General features: G+C 49.3%; 14 protein-coding genes. 9 read left to right on the top strand and 5 right to left on the bottom strand.

Going from position 1 to position 15,179, the window contains the following annotated elements; genetic code table 11:
• Nucleotide 1: 1 nt before the first annotated feature.
• On the top strand, nt 2-1,009 hold the full coding sequence (ruvB, locus tag ACX9GV_RS09105; protein ID WP_473197811.1) for a Holliday junction branch migration DNA helicase RuvB: 1,008 nt from the start codon (nt 2-4) through the stop codon (nt 1,007-1,009).
• A gap of 49 nt (nt 1,010-1,058) precedes the next feature.
• On the opposite strand, the gene znuB is transcribed toward ruvB, so the two are convergent.
• Together znuB and znuC are read right to left on the bottom strand one after the other, a co-directional pair.
• Nucleotides 1,059-1,844: a zinc ABC transporter permease subunit ZnuB gene (znuB, locus tag ACX9GV_RS09100; protein ID WP_473197810.1), complete on the bottom strand. Its 786-nt coding sequence runs from the start codon at nt 1,842-1,844 to the stop codon at nt 1,059-1,061.
• Nucleotides 1,845-1,847: 3 nt separating this feature from the next.
• Nucleotides 1,848-2,597, bottom strand: a complete 750-nt coding sequence (gene znuC / locus ACX9GV_RS09095) for a zinc ABC transporter ATP-binding protein ZnuC (RefSeq protein ID WP_023490814.1) — start codon at nt 2,595-2,597, stop codon at nt 1,848-1,850.
• 77 nt (nt 2,598-2,674) lie between these two features.
• Between znuC and znuA the strand changes: the two genes are divergently transcribed.
• From znuA to lpxM, 3 genes are all read left to right on the top strand, one after another.
• Entirely contained in the window at nt 2,675-3,670 is a 996-nt protein-coding gene (gene znuA, locus ACX9GV_RS09090; protein ID WP_473197809.1) for a zinc ABC transporter substrate-binding protein ZnuA, read from the top strand.
• 21 nt (nt 3,671-3,691) lie between these two features.
• On the top strand, nt 3,692-5,026 hold the full coding sequence (mepM, locus tag ACX9GV_RS09085; RefSeq protein ID WP_023490816.1) for a murein DD-endopeptidase MepM: 1,335 nt from the start codon (nt 3,692-3,694) through the stop codon (nt 5,024-5,026).
• Nucleotides 5,027-5,093: 67 nt separating this feature from the next.
• Nucleotides 5,094-6,062 carry a lauroyl-Kdo(2)-lipid IV(A) myristoyltransferase gene (gene lpxM / locus ACX9GV_RS09080; RefSeq protein ID WP_037386045.1) on the top strand — a complete coding sequence of 323 codons (969 nt, stop codon included), beginning with the start codon at nt 5,094-5,096 and terminating at the stop codon, nt 6,060-6,062.
• Between the two features lie 151 nt (nt 6,063-6,213).
• Here the strand turns inward: lpxM and pyk are convergent, their stop codons facing one another.
• Both pyk and ACX9GV_RS09070 read right to left on the bottom strand, forming a co-directional pair.
• Nucleotides 6,214-7,656, bottom strand: a complete 1,443-nt coding sequence (pyk, locus tag ACX9GV_RS09075; protein WP_023490818.1) for a pyruvate kinase — start codon at nt 7,654-7,656, stop codon at nt 6,214-6,216.
• Between the two features lie 182 nt (nt 7,657-7,838).
• Entirely contained in the window at nt 7,839-8,711 is an 873-nt protein-coding gene (locus tag ACX9GV_RS09070) for a MurR/RpiR family transcriptional regulator (protein ID WP_473197808.1), read from the bottom strand.
• A gap of 469 nt (nt 8,712-9,180) precedes the next feature.
• On the opposite strand from ACX9GV_RS09070, the gene zwf reads away from it, so the two are divergent.
• From zwf to mdtI, 4 genes are all read left to right on the top strand, one after another.
• Nucleotides 9,181-10,656 carry a glucose-6-phosphate dehydrogenase gene (zwf, locus tag ACX9GV_RS09065; RefSeq protein WP_023490820.1) on the top strand — a complete coding sequence of 492 codons (1,476 nt, stop codon included), beginning with the start codon at nt 9,181-9,183 and terminating at the stop codon, nt 10,654-10,656.
• A 169-nt stretch (nt 10,657-10,825) separates the two neighbouring features.
• Nucleotides 10,826-11,467 carry a bifunctional 4-hydroxy-2-oxoglutarate aldolase/2-dehydro-3-deoxy-phosphogluconate aldolase gene (locus ACX9GV_RS09060; protein WP_023490821.1) on the top strand — a complete coding sequence of 214 codons (642 nt, stop codon included), beginning with the start codon at nt 10,826-10,828 and terminating at the stop codon, nt 11,465-11,467.
• Nucleotides 11,468-12,038: 571 nt separating this feature from the next.
• Nucleotides 12,039-12,407: a multidrug/spermidine efflux SMR transporter subunit MdtJ gene (gene mdtJ, locus ACX9GV_RS09055; RefSeq protein ID WP_023490822.1), complete on the top strand. Its 369-nt coding sequence runs from the start codon at nt 12,039-12,041 to the stop codon at nt 12,405-12,407.
• The gene (gene mdtI / locus ACX9GV_RS09050; RefSeq protein ID WP_023490823.1) at nt 12,394-12,723 is read left to right on the top strand and encodes a multidrug/spermidine efflux SMR transporter subunit MdtI; all 330 of its coding nucleotides are present in this window, start codon (nt 12,394-12,396) and stop codon (nt 12,721-12,723) included. The genes mdtJ and mdtI overlap by 14 nt, the downstream gene beginning before the upstream one ends.
• A 40-nt stretch (nt 12,724-12,763) precedes the next feature.
• Here the strand turns inward: mdtI and ACX9GV_RS09045 are convergent, their stop codons facing one another.
• Entirely contained in the window at nt 12,764-13,108 is a 345-nt protein-coding gene (locus ACX9GV_RS09045; protein ID WP_023490824.1) for a RidA family protein, read from the bottom strand.
• 134 nt (nt 13,109-13,242) lie between these two features.
• On the opposite strand from ACX9GV_RS09045, the gene ACX9GV_RS09040 reads away from it, so the two are divergent.
• Complete coding sequence (locus tag ACX9GV_RS09040) at nt 13,243-15,147, top strand: ATP-dependent DNA helicase (protein ID WP_473197807.1); 1,905 nt, start codon at nt 13,243-13,245, stop codon at nt 15,145-15,147.
• The last annotated feature ends 32 nt before the right edge of the window (nt 15,148-15,179 follow it).

Raw genomic sequence — 15,179 nt, 5'->3', positions numbered from 1 at the left:
AATGATTGAAGCCGACCGCTTGATTTCTGCCGAACCGCTGAATGAAGAAGACGTGTTGGACCGTGCTATCCGCCCTAAGTTGCTAACGGAATATGTGGGGCAGCCTCATGTGCGGGAACAGATGGAAATCTTTATTCAGGCAGCTAGGCAGCGTGGTGATGCCCTTGATCATCTGTTGATTTTTGGCCCCCCAGGTTTGGGGAAAACCACGCTGGCCAACATTGTAGCCAATGAGATGGGGGTGAATTTACGGACCACCTCGGGCCCGGTACTTGAGAAAGCCGGCGATCTGGCGGCGATGCTCACCAATTTAGAGCCGCACGACGTTCTGTTTATCGATGAAATACATCGCCTGTCACCGGTAGTAGAAGAAGTGTTGTATCCGGCGATGGAAGATTACCAACTGGATATTATGATCGGCGAAGGTCCGGCAGCGCGTTCAATCAAGCTCGATCTCCCCCCGTTTACGCTGGTTGGCGCAACCACGCGCGCGGGTTCGTTAACCTCTCCGTTACGTGACCGTTTTGGGATTGTGCAGCGCCTGGAGTTTTATCAGGTGGCTGATCTCGAGCATATCGTTACACGCAGTGCCAATTGCCTGGGCTTGACGCTTTCCGCTGATGGTGCCCATGAGGTAGCCAGGCGGGCCCGTGGTACGCCCCGTATCGCCAACCGCTTGTTGCGCCGGGTACGTGATTTTGCCGAAGTACGGGCCAATGGGGAGATTAATGGCGAAGTGGCGATGCAGGCCTTGGATCTGCTCAATGTAGATGCGGAAGGTTTCGACTATATGGATCGCAAATTATTATTGGCGATTATTGACAAATTTACCGGTGGGCCGGTCGGGCTGGATAACTTGGCTGCGGCAATTGGTGAGGAACGTGAAACCATAGAAGATGTGATCGAACCTTTTCTGATCCAACAGGGATTTATTCAACGCACCCCCAGAGGCCGAATGGCGACCAACCATGCCTATAAGCATTTTGGTATTGAACGCCCAGCGGATTAATGTGTGACATGCTGTTTAAGGGGCGGCTTGACCGCCCCTAAGCATCACACTAAGCCAACTGCTTTTTAGACAGACTCAGCACAAACAACACCGCGGCACAGAGCACCACGGAAGGGCCCGCCGGTGTATCGTAACAGGCTGAAAATGCGAGCCCACCTGTCACCGCAATCATCCCTATTATGACCGCATAACCTGCCATTTGCTCTGGTGTACGGGCAAAACGGCGTGCTGCCGCCGCGGGAATGATCAGTAATGAGGTAATAATCAGAGCGCCGACAAATTTCATTGCCAAGCCGATGGTTAAAGCGGTGACTAGCATTAAAATGGTCCGGCTGCGGGAGATATTCACACCATCCACATGCGCCATTTCAGGGCTGATGGTCATGGATAACAGTGGCCGCCATTGCCACCATAACAACAGCAGTACCACTACCACGCCACTGGCGATCAGCCAAATATCACTGAGGGTGACGGACAGCAAATCACCAAACAGATACGCCATCAAATCGACACGGACATTAGACATCAGCGCCACCACCACCAAACCCAGTGACAGGGCACTGTGAGCCAGGATACCCAGCAAGGTATCAATAGCCAGTTGTGGACGATGTTCCAGCCAAACCAGCAATAACGCCAGTAGCAACGTGGCCGCAATGACGGCATAGAATGGGTTAACACCCAATAATAAACCGAAAGCGACACCCAGTAATGACGCATGCGCCAGGGTATCGCCAAAGTAAGACATGCGACGCCACACCACGAAAGAACCCAGTGGACCTGCAGCGGCAGCTAACAACACACCGGCGAGCCAGCCGGGAAATAACAGTTCAATCATCGTTTACTGCCCTTGGCTTTTCAGCACGATTTTGCCGTGTAAATCGTGCCGGTGATTATGATGATGACGGTAAATGGCCAGTTGTTCTGCCCCGCGTTGACCAAACATGGCGATAAATTCAGGGTGCATGGAGACCACTTCCGGGGTGCCAGAACAACAGATATGTTGATTTAAGCAGAGTACTTCATCGGTTTTTGCCATTACCAGGTGCAGGTCATGAGACACCATGAGCACTGCGCAGTCCAACTCTTTACGTAGTTGGTCGATCAAATTATACAACGCCAACTGGCCGCTAACGTCTACCCCTTGAGTGGGTTCATCCAGAACCAAAAGCTGTGGCTGATTTAATAAGGCTCGGGCCAGCAGTACCCGCTGGTTTTCACCCCCGGACAGTTTTTGCATCGGCTGTTCGAGTAAATGGGCGGCCTGCACCCGCTTGAGTGCGGGTAAAATATCCGCTTGTTTCACCCCGGGCTTAAGGCGCATAAAACGGCCGACCGTTAAGGGGAGGGTGGCATCAAGATGCAGCTTCTGTGGCACATAGCCAATACGTAGCCCGGGTTGGCATTGAATCCGGCCCTCTGTGGGGGGCACCAGCCCAAGCACAACGCGAACCAGGGTTGATTTACCTGCACCATTAGGCCCAAGCAGCGTGAGAATACGCCCAGCCTGAAGGTTGAGTGAAATATGGCTCAGAACGTTACGGCTGCCAAATGCAACGGAGATGTTTTTTAATGTTACCAGTGTTGACATAGTTGTAATTAACTTTGCGGAACAAACCGAATGTTATAATATCACATCACATGATTGAAAACGACAGGATGACCCACATGGTACACAAAAATAAATGGCTGCAATATACGTTAATTGCCGGTTCACTGATGATGGCAGGCAGTGCGACAGCTGCGGTTGTGACATCGATTCGCCCTTTAGGCTTTATCGCCTCAGCCATTGCTGATGGGGTAATGCCAACAGAAGTTTTATTGCCAGATGGCGCATCACCCCATGATTTTGCTTTGCGTCCATCGGATATCAAACGCTTACAGAGTGCCGATTTGGTGCTATGGGTGGGGCCAGATATGGAGGCGTTTTTAAGTAAATCCTTGAAGCAGATCCCAGCCAATAAACAATTGGCCATCAGTGAACTGCCAGCAGTGCAACCTTTGCTGATTAAAGGGGATGATGAGCATGACCATAAGAATGAGCATGACCATAAGAATGAGCATGACCATAACCAGAAGCATGACCATGATCATGACCATAAGCATGCGACAGATAGCGCTACGGCAGCAGAAAATGAACATAACCATGGCGAATACAATCAACACATGTGGCTGTCACCAGAGATAGCAAAAGTGACGGCGATCGCGATTCATGACAGGTTGTTGGAACTTATGCCGCAAAATAAGGACAAATTAGATGCAAACCTGCGCCAGTTCGAGGATCAGCTAGCGCAAACTGACAAAAATCTTGTTAGAATACTGACGCCAGTGCAAAGTAAGGGATATTTTGTTTTTCATGATGCTTATGGCTACTTTGAAAAACACTTCGGCTTGAGTCCATTGGGGCATTTTACCGTTAACCCTGAAATTCAGCCTGGCGCGCAGCGTTTACATCAAATTCGAACACAGTTGGTTGAGCAGAAAGCAGTTTGCGTTTTTGCTGAGCCACAATTCAGACCGGCCGTTATTAATGCCGTTGCCAAAGGGACACAAGTGCGTTCTGGAACGCTGGACCCGTTGGGCAGCGGCATTGCACTGGGAAAAGAGAGCTACGGGAATTTCCTGCAAGCGTTGTCTAACCAGTACCTGAGCTGTCTGAAGTAAAGACAAGAAGGATAGTATTGAGTGCAGAAGGTAGTAAAAACTATCACCCTGGCGTATAGCAACCTGCCTCGGCCCCACCGCGTGATGTTGGGGTCGTTGACCGTTGTTACGCTAGCCGTTGCCATCTGGCGGCCCACAGTTTATCACCCAGAACATGCTCCGGCTGTTACAGCTGCTGGACCAGAAGTGAAAAGCGTCGAGCTAGAACCTAGTCAGGTAAGAAGCTTATTGCCTGAAGCCAGTGAACCTATCGATGCGGATCAACCCACTCCCGATGACAATATTCCTCAAGATGAGCTGGACCAAAAGACCGCTGGGCAGAATGAGTATGTGGTTTCTACGGGGGACACCTTAGGTAGTATTCTGACTGAGTACGGTATCGAAATGTCTGATGTTTCGATGCTGGCATCACAGAATCGGGAATTACGTAATCTGAAGATCGGCCAACAACTTTCCTGGACCCTCAATGAGGCAGGGGATATGCAAAGTTTGACTTGGGAGGTCTCCCGTCGTGAAACGCGAATTTATGAGCGCATAGGTAATACGTTCAAAGAAACCGTTGAGACGCAGAAGGGTGAATGGCGCAACACGGTAGTTAATGGCCAGCTCAATGGCAGCTTTGTTAACAGCGCTGCGGCTGTAGGCCTGTCACGTGCAGAAATTAGTGCCGTGGTGAAGGCATTACAGTGGCAGCTCGATTTGAGTAAATTGCGTAAAGGAGATCAGTTTGCGGTGCTGATGTCGCGCGAAGAGTTTGATGGTAAGAGCGAACAGAGCCAATTGTTAGGGGTACGGATGAACAGCGGTGGTAAAGATTACTATGCTATCCGTGCTGAAGATGGCAAATTCTATGATCGTGAGGGCTCTGGGTTGGCCCGTGGCTTTATGCGTTTCCCAACCATGAAACAGTTCCGTATTACTTCTGGTTTCAGTCCACGCCGCGTTAACCCAGTGACGGGGCGTGTTGCGCCTCATAAGGGCGTTGACTTCTCCATGCCTGTCGGCACGCCAGTGGTGGCGGTAGGTGATGGCGAGGTGGTGATTGCCAAGCACAGTGGTGCAGCCGGGAACTATGTGGCCATTCGCCACGGGCGCCAATATACCACTCACTATATGCACCTGAAAAAATTGTTGGTTAAACCAGGGCAGAAAGTGAAACGTGGTGATCGCATCGCGCTTTCTGGTAACACCGGCCGTTCCACAGGCCCACATTTGCACTTTGAGTTGTGGAACAATAAGCAGGCGGTGAACCCTATGACGGCTAAACTGCCTCGTTCTGAAGGTTTGACTGGCAAAGATCGCACTGATTATCTGGCACTAGTGAAAGAGGTAGCGCCACAGTTGCAACTGAATTAATTACCGCTGAGACCTGTAGTGCAGGGTGATGATTTTTGCGAGCATGCTTAGAGGCAAGAGCAAGTTGATACAAGAAGAAAAAAAATCCAATCTGGAGTTTATTCCTCAATTCCAGAAAACTTTCTACCATCCGCGCTATTGGGGAGTTTGGTTAGGTGTTGGGTTGATGGCGGGTATTGCTTTGATACCTGCCAAGGTACGAGACCCGTTACTTGGCAAGCTTGGCAAGCTGACAGGAAAGGTTGCCAAAGGGGCTCGCCGTCGGGCTCGCATCAATCTATTGTATTGCCTGCCAGATTTATCTGAGGCCGAGCGTGAACATATCATCGATGAGATGTTCGCCAGTGCACCACAGTCGATGGTTCTGATGGCTGAACTGGCCTGTACCCAACCTGAAAAAGTATTGAAACGTGTGCGCTGGCACGGTGAGGCGGTGTTGGACAAAATTCGCCAGGAAGGTCGTAATGTGATCTTTCTGGTGCCACATGGCTGGGCGGTGGATGTGCCGGCGATGCTGATGGCGGCGCGTGGTCAACCTATGGCGGCGATGTTCCACAACCAGAGTAATCCCTTGGTGGATTATTTATGGAATACCGTGCGTCGTAAATTTGGTGGGCGCATGCATGCACGTAATGATGGTATTAAGCCTTTTATCAGTTCGGTACGTCAAGGTTATTGGGGTTACTACTTACCTGATCAGGATCATGGTGCTGAACACAGCCAGTTTGTTGATTTCTTTGCGACTTATAAAGCCACCTTGCCCGCTGTTGGCCGCCTGATGAAAGTCTGCAAAGCGGCAATTGTGCCACTGTTCCCCGTCTATGACGGAAAAACCAGTATGTTGGATATTTATATCCGTGAACCGATGGATGATCTGGCTGATGCTGACGATCATCGAATTGCACGGCGGATGAATGAAGAAGTTGAAAATCTGGTAGGCCCAAATCCAGAGCAGTATACCTGGATACTGAAATTGCTGAAAACGCGCAAAGAGGGTGAAACCGAACCCTATTCGCGGGATGATCTATACCGCTAAGCTTTGCTTAGCGGGTTTAAGATGCCTTCTATGCTCAAGGATATCACTAAAAAGCCAGTCCGGTTGCGGACTGGCTTTTATGCTTTTAAGCTTTAAGACCAAAATGCCAAATAAGCTTTAAGACCAAAATACCAAAGCACCGATTTCGTCATTACTCGACGCGCAGGATGCGGCAGGTATTGGTGGTGCCAACGGTACCCATCTCATCACCTTGGGTGACCAGCACCAAGTCGCCAGAGACCAGATAGCCTTTATCACGCAGGCGGCTCACCGCATCATTAGCGGCAACCACCCCATCGCTGTGGCTGCCGAAGTACACTGGCGTCACACCACGGTAGAGTGCAGTCAGGTTCAGGGTATGTTCATGGCGTGACATGGCGAAGATGGGCAGGCCGGAACTGATACGAGACATCATCAATGCGGTACGACCAGACTCGGTCATGGCGATGATCGCGGTAACCCCTTTCAGGTGATTGGCCGCATACATGGTGGACATGGCAATCGCTTCTTCAATATTGTCGAATTGTACGTCCAGACGATGCTTGGAAACGTTGATACTGGGGATTTTCTCTGCTCCCAGGCAAACGCGCGCCATGGCAGCTACCGTTTCTGCTGGGTATTGTCCCGCCGCAGTTTCAGCAGATAACATGACCGCATCGGTACCGTCCAAGACAGCGTTGGCCACATCCATCACTTCAGCACGGGTTGGCATTGGGTTAGTGATCATCGACTCCATCATTTGAGTCGCGGTGATCACCGCGCGATTAAGCTTCCGGGCACGACGGATCAGTTTTTTCTGGATACCAACCAGTTCCGGGTCACCAATTTCCACCCCTAAATCGCCACGTGCAACCATCACCACGTCAGAAGCCAGAATGATGTCATCCATGGCTTCATCGCTTTGTACTGCCTCTGCACGCTCTACTTTTGAGACAATTTTGGCATTACAGCCAGCATCACGAGCCAGACGACGTGCGTAGTTTAGATCTTCACCGGTACGAGGGAAGGAAACCGCCAGATAGTCGACGCCAATTTTGGCAGCGGTAATGATATCGGCCTTATCTTTTTCAGTCAGCGCATCAGCAGAGAGGCCTCCACCGAGTTTGTTGATGCCTTTATTATTCGACAGGGGGCCACCAACGGTCACTTCGGTAAACACTTTCATTCCCTGGACTTCGAGCACTTTCAGTTGTACCCGGCCATCATCCAGCAACAGAATATCACCTGGGACCACATCGGCAGGCAGGCCTTTATAATCGATGCCCACTTTTTCTTTGTCGCCTTCACCCACAGACAAATTGGCATCGAGCAGGAATTTATCACCAATATTAAGGAAAATTTTACCTTCCTTAAATGTGGAAACGCGGATTTTGGGTCCTTGGAGGTCGCCTAAAATAGCGACATGGCGGCCTAATCTGGCCGCAATTTCACGAACTTTATCTGCTCTGGCCAACTGATCTTCCGCTGTGCCATGAGAAAAGTTAAGGCGCACTACGTTGGCTCCGGCGGCAATGACCTTTTCCAGATTATTGTCGCGGTCAGTAGCTGGGCCTAGTGTGGTAACGATCTTGGTCCTTCTGAGTCGTCTGGACATGTATTACTCCGTTGACTGGTGAAGCAAAAATGGTATTACAATGAAAGAGGATAACCAAAACGGACAAAACAACCACTTTCAGTGGGTCACTGTTTCAGCCAGATTATCCGCACGAACCTGCGACGCGCAGGGTTAAACTCCGCCATTCTTAGCATTAGCTCAGAATGGCGTTTTTTAATCGTTCAAGTGTCAATATTGTCAGGCATGACACCTGCCTTATCAAAGCGCGATTCCTTCAACGCTTCCTTGACCCGCTTCAAGTTATCTCTGAATTTAGCGCCGCGACGTAAAGTAAATCCGGTTGCCAGTACGTCGATGAGCGTTAATTGAGCAATGCGTGACACCATTGGCATATAGACATCTGTATCTTCTGGTACATCTAATAGCAGGGCAAGAGTGGCTTCTTTTGCCAAAGGGGTATCACGGGAGGTAATAGCAATGACGGTGGCATCGTTCTCACGCGCCAGATGCGCCATTTCCACCAGATTTTTAGTGCGCCCGGTGTGCGAAATAAACACCACTACATCACCTTCTGTTGAATTCATACACCCCATACGTTGCATAACGATGTCATCAAAATAGACCACAGGGATATTGAAACGGAAAAATTTGTTCATGGCATCATGCGCTACCGCAGCCGAAGCGCCTAAACCGAAGAAAGAGATTTTCTTCGCTTGTGTCAGCAGATCAACCGCACGATTAATGGCTGCGATGTCGAGATTTGCCTTGGCGATATCCAGGCAGGCCATGACCGATTCAAAAATTTTATCGGTGTAGGCACTCACGCTGTCATCTTCTTCTACATTACGGTTTACATAAGGTGTACCGTTGGCCAGACTTTGTGCCAAATGTAATTTGAAGTCGGGAAACCCTTTAGTATCAAGACGGCGGCAAAACCGATTGACGGTAGGTTCACTGACATCGGCCATGGTTGCCAGTCGGGCGATGCTGGAGTGAATGGCGGTTTGAGGTGAGGAAAGGATGACTTCAGCGACTTTCCTTTCAGATTTGCTCAATAGTTCCAGGTAACTCTGGATTTTTTCCAGCATATTCATATAACGAGTGTGCTCATGGTTTATACCCGCCGCCATTCAAGCTGAAACTTGAATTTATAGGATATAGCGATTTCAATCAAAGGTGAAATTAATGTCAGTTTAGGGAAATATACTCCCTGTGGTAAACCATGGGCAGTATGGACAAAGGAAAAATGGGTTTATTTCACCAGATTATGACCTGTGTCTAACTTTCACAATGGTAAAAAGGCGTCAAAAAAGATAGAAAATTACAGCTTTACTTGCTGTTAAGATAACTAAAGAGAGAGTGTAATGCATTTTTTGTTATTTTTTTCTTCTTTTTGATCACTATTTTTATTGCTGTAAAATTAATAAAATCATTATGTTGTTTATGTCGTCACACTGACTGCTGGTATGACAACGGCGGTAAACTGGGTTTACGGACCGTAGTCAAAAAGAGTACATTAGTGACGTAAGAAAATTACAAATATCTTGCAGTGAGGAGATGAGTATGGCGGTAACCTCTACAGCCCAGGCATGTGACCTGGTTATTTTCGGCGCAAAAGGCGATTTGGCGCGTCGTAAATTGCTGCCTTCTCTATATCAATTGGAGAAAGCAGGCCATATCCATCCCGATACCCGAATCATCGGTGTGGGTCGTGCCGAGTGGGATAAGGCAGCCTATTGCAACGTGGTTAAGGAAGCGCTTACCACCTTTATGAAAGAACCCCTCGACGAGCAGTTGTGGGCAACGTTAAGTGCTCGTCTGGATTTCTGTAATCTGGATGTCAATAACAGCAAGAATTTTATCAATCTCGGCAAGATGCTGGATCAGAAACATCGTACCACGATCAATTATTTTGCAATGCCACCCAGTACCTTTGGCGCAGTTTGCAGGGGGTTGGGGGAGGCCAAGCTGAATAAAGAACCCGCGCGGGTGGTGATGGAAAAACCGCTGGGTACTGATCTGGCGTCGTCACGGGAGATTAATGATCAGGTTGCTGAGTATTTTAGCGAATGCCAAGTTTACCGTATTGACCACTATTTGGGTAAAGAGACGGTACTCAATCTATTGGCATTGCGCTTTGCTAACTCACTGTTCGCCTCCAACTGGGATAATCGCACCATTGACCATGTACAGATCACGGTAGCGGAAGAGGTGGGGATTGAAGGTCGCTGGGGCTATTTTGATCAGGCAGGACAGATGCGTGATATGGTCCAGAACCACCTGCTACAGATCCTGACCATGATTGCCATGTCGCCACCGGCAGACTTGACCACTGATCGTATCCGCGATGAAAAAGTAAAAGTATTACGTTCGCTACGCCGCATTGATCAGACTAATGTGCGGGAAACCACGGTACGTGGCCAGTACACGGCGGGCTTTGTACAAGGCAATAAGGTTCCGGGCTATCTGGAAGAAGAGGGCGCGAATAAGCGCAGCAATACTGAAACCTTTGTTTCCATTCGTGTGGATATCGATAACTGGCAATGGGCAGGCGTGCCATTCTATCTGCGTACGGGTAAACGCCTGCCGACTAAATGTTCAGAAGTGGTGGTGTACTTTAAAAACCCGCCACTGAATCTGTTCCGTGACTCTTACCAGCAGCTTCCACAAAACAAATTGACGATTCGCCTGCAGCCAGACGAAGGGATTGAAATTCAAGTATTGAATAAAGTGCCCGGTCTGGATCATAAGCATCGCTTGCAAACCACCAAGCTGGATTTGAGCTTTTCAGAAACCTTTAACCAGGAACATATCGCGGATGCTTACGAGCGGCTGTTATTAGAGGCGATGCGCGGTATACAAGCTCTGTTTGTGCGCCGGGACGAAGTGGAAGAGGCTTGGAAATGGGTTGATTCGATCATGGATGCCTGGAAAGCGGATAACGAAGCACCCAAGCCCTATCAGTCGGGGACTTGGGGGCCGATTGCATCTGTGGCAATGATTACGCGTGATGGCCGTTCCTGGAATGAGTTTGAGTAATTATTTTAGTTTGATGCCAGTTTGAACCACGCTACCCTGGTAGATTCACTGGGGATAGCGCTTTTATGGTGTCGGAAAGAGTAAAGAGACGATCGGAAACCGCAGTAATGCGGTGCCCTGTGGCAGGGTTTGCCATATATATCAATCGCAAGTAGTGGAGATAATGACAATGAATAATTGGAAAACCAGTGCAGAGCAGATCCTGACGGCAGGCCCAGTGGTTCCGGTAATTGTAATTAATAAGCTGGAACATGCGGTACCGCTGGCTAAAGCACTGGTCGCGGGTGGTGTGCGTGTACTGGAAGTGACACTACGTACTGCTTGTGCGATGGATGCGGTTCGTGCCATCGCCAAAGAAGTACCTGAAGCGATTATTGGTGCGGGTACCGTCATCAATACACAACAATTGCATGAAGTGACGGAGGCCGGGGCGCAGTTTGTGATCAGCCCAGGGCTGACACCTGAGCTGTTGAAAGCCGCCACTGCAGGTAAAATCCCGTTAATCCCGGGTATTAGCACGGTTTCCGAGTTGATGTTAGGGATGGATTATGGTTTGCGTGAATTCAAATTCTTCCCTGCGGAAGCTAACGGTGGTGTTAAAGCCTTGCAAGCGATCGCCGGGCCTTTCCCACAAATTCGTTTCTGCCCGACTGGCGGGATCACCCCGAACAATTACCGTGATTACCTGGCGCTGAAAAGCGTATTGTGTATTGGTGGTTCATGGCTGGTACCGGCAGATGCGTTGGAAAAAGGCGATTATGCTCGTATCACCGAGCTGGCTCGTGAAGCCGTTAAAGGCGCAACCGCCTAAACCTGCACAAGGCTTAGACTCCCTCATAGGGATGCAGCGAGCGAATTTACTCGGTTTATTTTTATCAGGCTCAGGTAAGCAACCTGGGCCTTTTTTATCTTTATCATTATTTAATCCCCACGATGCTACTGGCACAACTCGCTCAGTCAAAAAGTTAACACGCTTATTTTCAAGCTTTTTTTGCTCTATCAGTTAGCAAGGCACTTTGCTTTATTATTTTTACTATGATACAACCATCATAGTTAATAATTTTACATTTATGAGGATATTAAGAGAACCACACTGCTAGTTGCTGTAAATATAGAATAATTATGATGACAATAAATGGTATTACCCTCAGAACCTCTACTTGCCAACTTTTCCTTTCTGCCATCCTTGCCAGTGAGTATCACTGGTGCAGCGAACTATAGCTTTTTCTCCCTCTAACCGGTGTTTTGGTATAGCCGGATAAATAGTTTTTCCTCAGATTCATCTAAGTTGCAATGAGCACTATACCTGCTTGGGTACCGACGGGGAGAGACCAGAAATAACACGCCTTGGCGTGCATTATCTGTAGTTCGGGAGAAGCATAATGATTTATTGGATATTTTTAGCGGTTGCTATCGTTGCTGAAATTATTGGTACCTTGGCGATGAAATACGCCAGCGTTAGTGGCGGTATGGCCGGGCATATAATGATGTATGTAATGATTACTGGTTCTTACATCATGTTGTCATTGGCGGTGAAACGGGTTGCGTTGGGGGTGGCGTATGCACTGTGGGAAGGGATTGGTATTCTGTTTATTACGCTATTTAGCGTCATGTTGTTTGATGAACCGATTTCTTCACTAAAAGTGTTGGGATTGATCGCGTTGCTTATCGGCATTTTGCTCGTGAAATCCGGCACTGACAAAGCACCAATACAGAAAAAGCCAGGTGGAGACAACCATGCAACAGCTTGAGTTATACCACATTGGCTTTCTGGCATTAGCCATCGTGCTGGAGATCGTGGCGAATATTTTTCTGAAAATGTCAGATGGTTTTCGCAAAATCTGGCTGGGGTTGCTTTCACTACTCTCAGTGTTGGCGGCGTTTAGTGCATTGGCGCAGGCGGTTAAAGGGATCGATTTGTCGGTTGCTTATGCGCTGTGGGGGGGATTCGGCATTGCCGCGACTATTGCGGCAGGCTGGATCTTGTTCGGCCAACGCTTGAACACCAAAGGCTGGCTTGGGTTACTGTTGCTGCTGACTGGCATGGTTATTATCAAGTTGGCATAAAAACAAAATAGAGGCCGCAGGCGGGGACCTGCGGTTTCTGTTACATCGCGGCGATAATTTTGATTTCCACTTTAAATTTCGGGTTCATCAAGCGCGCTTCTACCGTACAACGCACCGGTGCACTACCGGCCACGACCCAGGCATCCCAAGCGGTATTCATGGCGGCAAAATCATCACCGTTTGCCAAAAAAATGGTGGCGTCTAAAATCCGGCTTTTATCGGACCCAACGCGGGCCAGCAGGGTATCAATGGCGGCAAGTGCATTAGTGGTTTGCGCTGTGGCATCTTCATCCAGGTTTTCGGGCACGCTGGTGTAATAGATAGTGTCATTATGGATCACGGCTTCGGACCAACGCTGCGCTGGATCAATTCGCTCAATATTCATTCAGTTATCTCCCGGTTTTTAATATTGGCAAGATTATCACAATGGCAATAAGAAGTGTGTATCGATCAAGTCGGTGGTAGCGGAGCAGCAGCCTTGGCATAATCACCGCTGGATGATTCGGCCAGAGAGATAGCGTGATAGACGATTTTGCACCCGAAGGCGCATTAGCGCAGGCCATCAAAGGCTTTAAACCCCGTGAACCACAAAGGCTGATGGCCAATGCGGTGACAGAAGCGATTAACTTTAAACAGGAGCTGGTGGTCGAAGCAGGAACCGGTACCGGTAAAACCTATGCCTATTTGGCCCCGGCATTGCGTTCAAAGCGTAAGGTGATTATTTCCACCGGCTCTAAAGCATTACAGGATCAACTCTATGCGCGTGATCTCCCCACGGTAGCCAATGCATTAAAATACCAAGGTCGATTAGCGTTGCTAAAGGGACGTTCCAACTATTTATGTCTGGAGCGCCTGGAGCAACAATCGATGGCTGGCGGTGAGTTGGCGGGGCAAACGCTAATCGACCTGGTGCGTCTGCGTAGTTGGTCATCGCAGACTGAAGAAGGGGACATCAGCTTATGCCGAGATGTGGCGGAAGACAGCTTTGTTTGGCCACTGGTGACCAGCACTAATGATAATTGTCTGGGGGGGGACTGCCCGCAGTATAAGGACTGTTTTGTCGTTAAGGCGCGCCGCCGGGCGATGGAAGCTGATGTGGTGGTGGTCAATCATCATCTATTCCTGGCCGATATGGTGGTCAAAGAGGGCGGTTTTGCTGAACTGATCCCAGAAGCTGATGTGATGATCTTTGACGAAGCTCACCAGATACCCGATATCGCCAGCCAATACTTTGGCAAGCAACTGACCAGTCGCCAATTACTCGATTTGGCAAAAGATATTACGATTGCCTATCGTACCGAAGTCCGTGATACCGCACAGTTGCAAAAAAGCGCTGATCGCCTCAGCCAAAGCACCCAGGATTTCCGCTTGGCATTAGGTGAACCGGGGTTCCGTGGTAATTTGCGTGAAGTTTTGGCCCAGCCCAATGTGCAACGGGCCTTGCTGTTACTCGATGATGCATTGGAGTTGTGTTATGACGTGGTCAAACTTTCTCTAGGCCGTTCAGCCTTACTGGATGCGGCGTTTGAACGGGCAGCGCAATATCGCACGCGCCTCAAGCGCTTGAAAGAAGTCAATGAACCGGGTTTCAGCTATTGGTATGAGTGCAACTCACGCCATTTTGTATTGGCGTTGACGCCATTAACAGTGGCTGAGCGGTTTCGTGAAATGCTAAATGATAAACCGGGGAGTTGGATTTTTACTTCGGCGACGCTGTCGGTTAATGAACAAATGGGGCACTTTACTGAACGCTTGGGGCTGAATAAGGCGAAAACACTGTTATTGCCCAGCCCATTTGATTATGCCAACCAGGCGATTTTGTGCGTACCGCGCTTCCTGCCGGCACCGAATCAGCCGGGGGCGGCACGGCAATTAGCACGTATGTTGCGGCCGATGATCGAAGCAAACCAAGGGCGTTGTTTTTTCCTCTGTACTTCCCATCAGATGATGCGTGAACTGGCTGAAGAGTTCCGTGCCACGCTGACGTTGCCGGTACTACTGCAAGGAGAAACCAGCAAAGGCCAATTGTTGGCACAGTTTGTTGAGGCGGGGAATGCCTTGCTGGTAGCAACCAGTAGTTTCTGGGAAGGGGTGGATGTGCGTGGCGACACCCTCTCTTGCGTGATTATCGATAAGTTGCCCTTTACCTCACCAGATGACCCCTTGCTGAAAGCGCGTATTGAAGATTGCCGCTTGCGTGGTGGCGACCCTTTCAACGACGTTCAACTGCCTGACGCTGTCATTACCCTGAAACAGGGGGTTGGCCGTTTAATCCGTGATAGCGATGATCGCGGGGTATTGGTGATTTGCGATAATCGACTGGTGATGCGACCGTATGGGGAAGTCTTCCTCAAGAGCTTACCGCCTGCACCCCGTACCCGTGATTTATCCGAGGCTATTGCCTTTCTTCGTGCCGGACGTTAGCGGATAGGCTCGACCACGGGGACGTGTTACAA

Source organism: Serratia sp. 25CWL12, assembly GCF_055790885.1.
Note: the sequence above shows the minus strand (reverse complement) of the source record. Positions and strands in the feature narration are given on the sequence as shown.

Coding starts and splice junctions, on each gene's coding strand:
- ruvB (WP_473197811.1), top strand. CDS start 2: ATGATTGAAGCCGACCGCTTGATTTCTGCCGAACCGCTGAATGAAGAA.
- znuB (WP_473197810.1), bottom strand. CDS start 1,844: ATGATTGAACTGTTATTTCCCGGCTGGCTCGCCGGTGTGTTGTTAGCT.
- znuC (WP_023490814.1), bottom strand. CDS start 2,597: ATGTCAACACTGGTAACATTAAAAAACATCTCCGTTGCATTTGGCAGC.
- znuA (WP_473197809.1), top strand. CDS start 2,675: ATGGTACACAAAAATAAATGGCTGCAATATACGTTAATTGCCGGTTCA.
- pyk (WP_023490818.1), bottom strand. CDS start 7,656: ATGTCCAGACGACTCAGAAGGACCAAGATCGTTACCACACTAGGCCCA.
- ACX9GV_RS09070 (WP_473197808.1), bottom strand. CDS start 8,711: ATGAATATGCTGGAAAAAATCCAGAGTTACCTGGAACTATTGAGCAAA.
- zwf (WP_023490820.1), top strand. CDS start 9,181: ATGGCGGTAACCTCTACAGCCCAGGCATGTGACCTGGTTATTTTCGGC.
- ACX9GV_RS09060 (WP_023490821.1), top strand. CDS start 10,826: ATGAATAATTGGAAAACCAGTGCAGAGCAGATCCTGACGGCAGGCCCA.
- mdtJ (WP_023490822.1), top strand. CDS start 12,039: ATGATTTATTGGATATTTTTAGCGGTTGCTATCGTTGCTGAAATTATT.
- mdtI (WP_023490823.1), top strand. CDS start 12,394: ATGCAACAGCTTGAGTTATACCACATTGGCTTTCTGGCATTAGCCATC.
- ACX9GV_RS09045 (WP_023490824.1), bottom strand. CDS start 13,108: ATGAATATTGAGCGAATTGATCCAGCGCAGCGTTGGTCCGAAGCCGTG.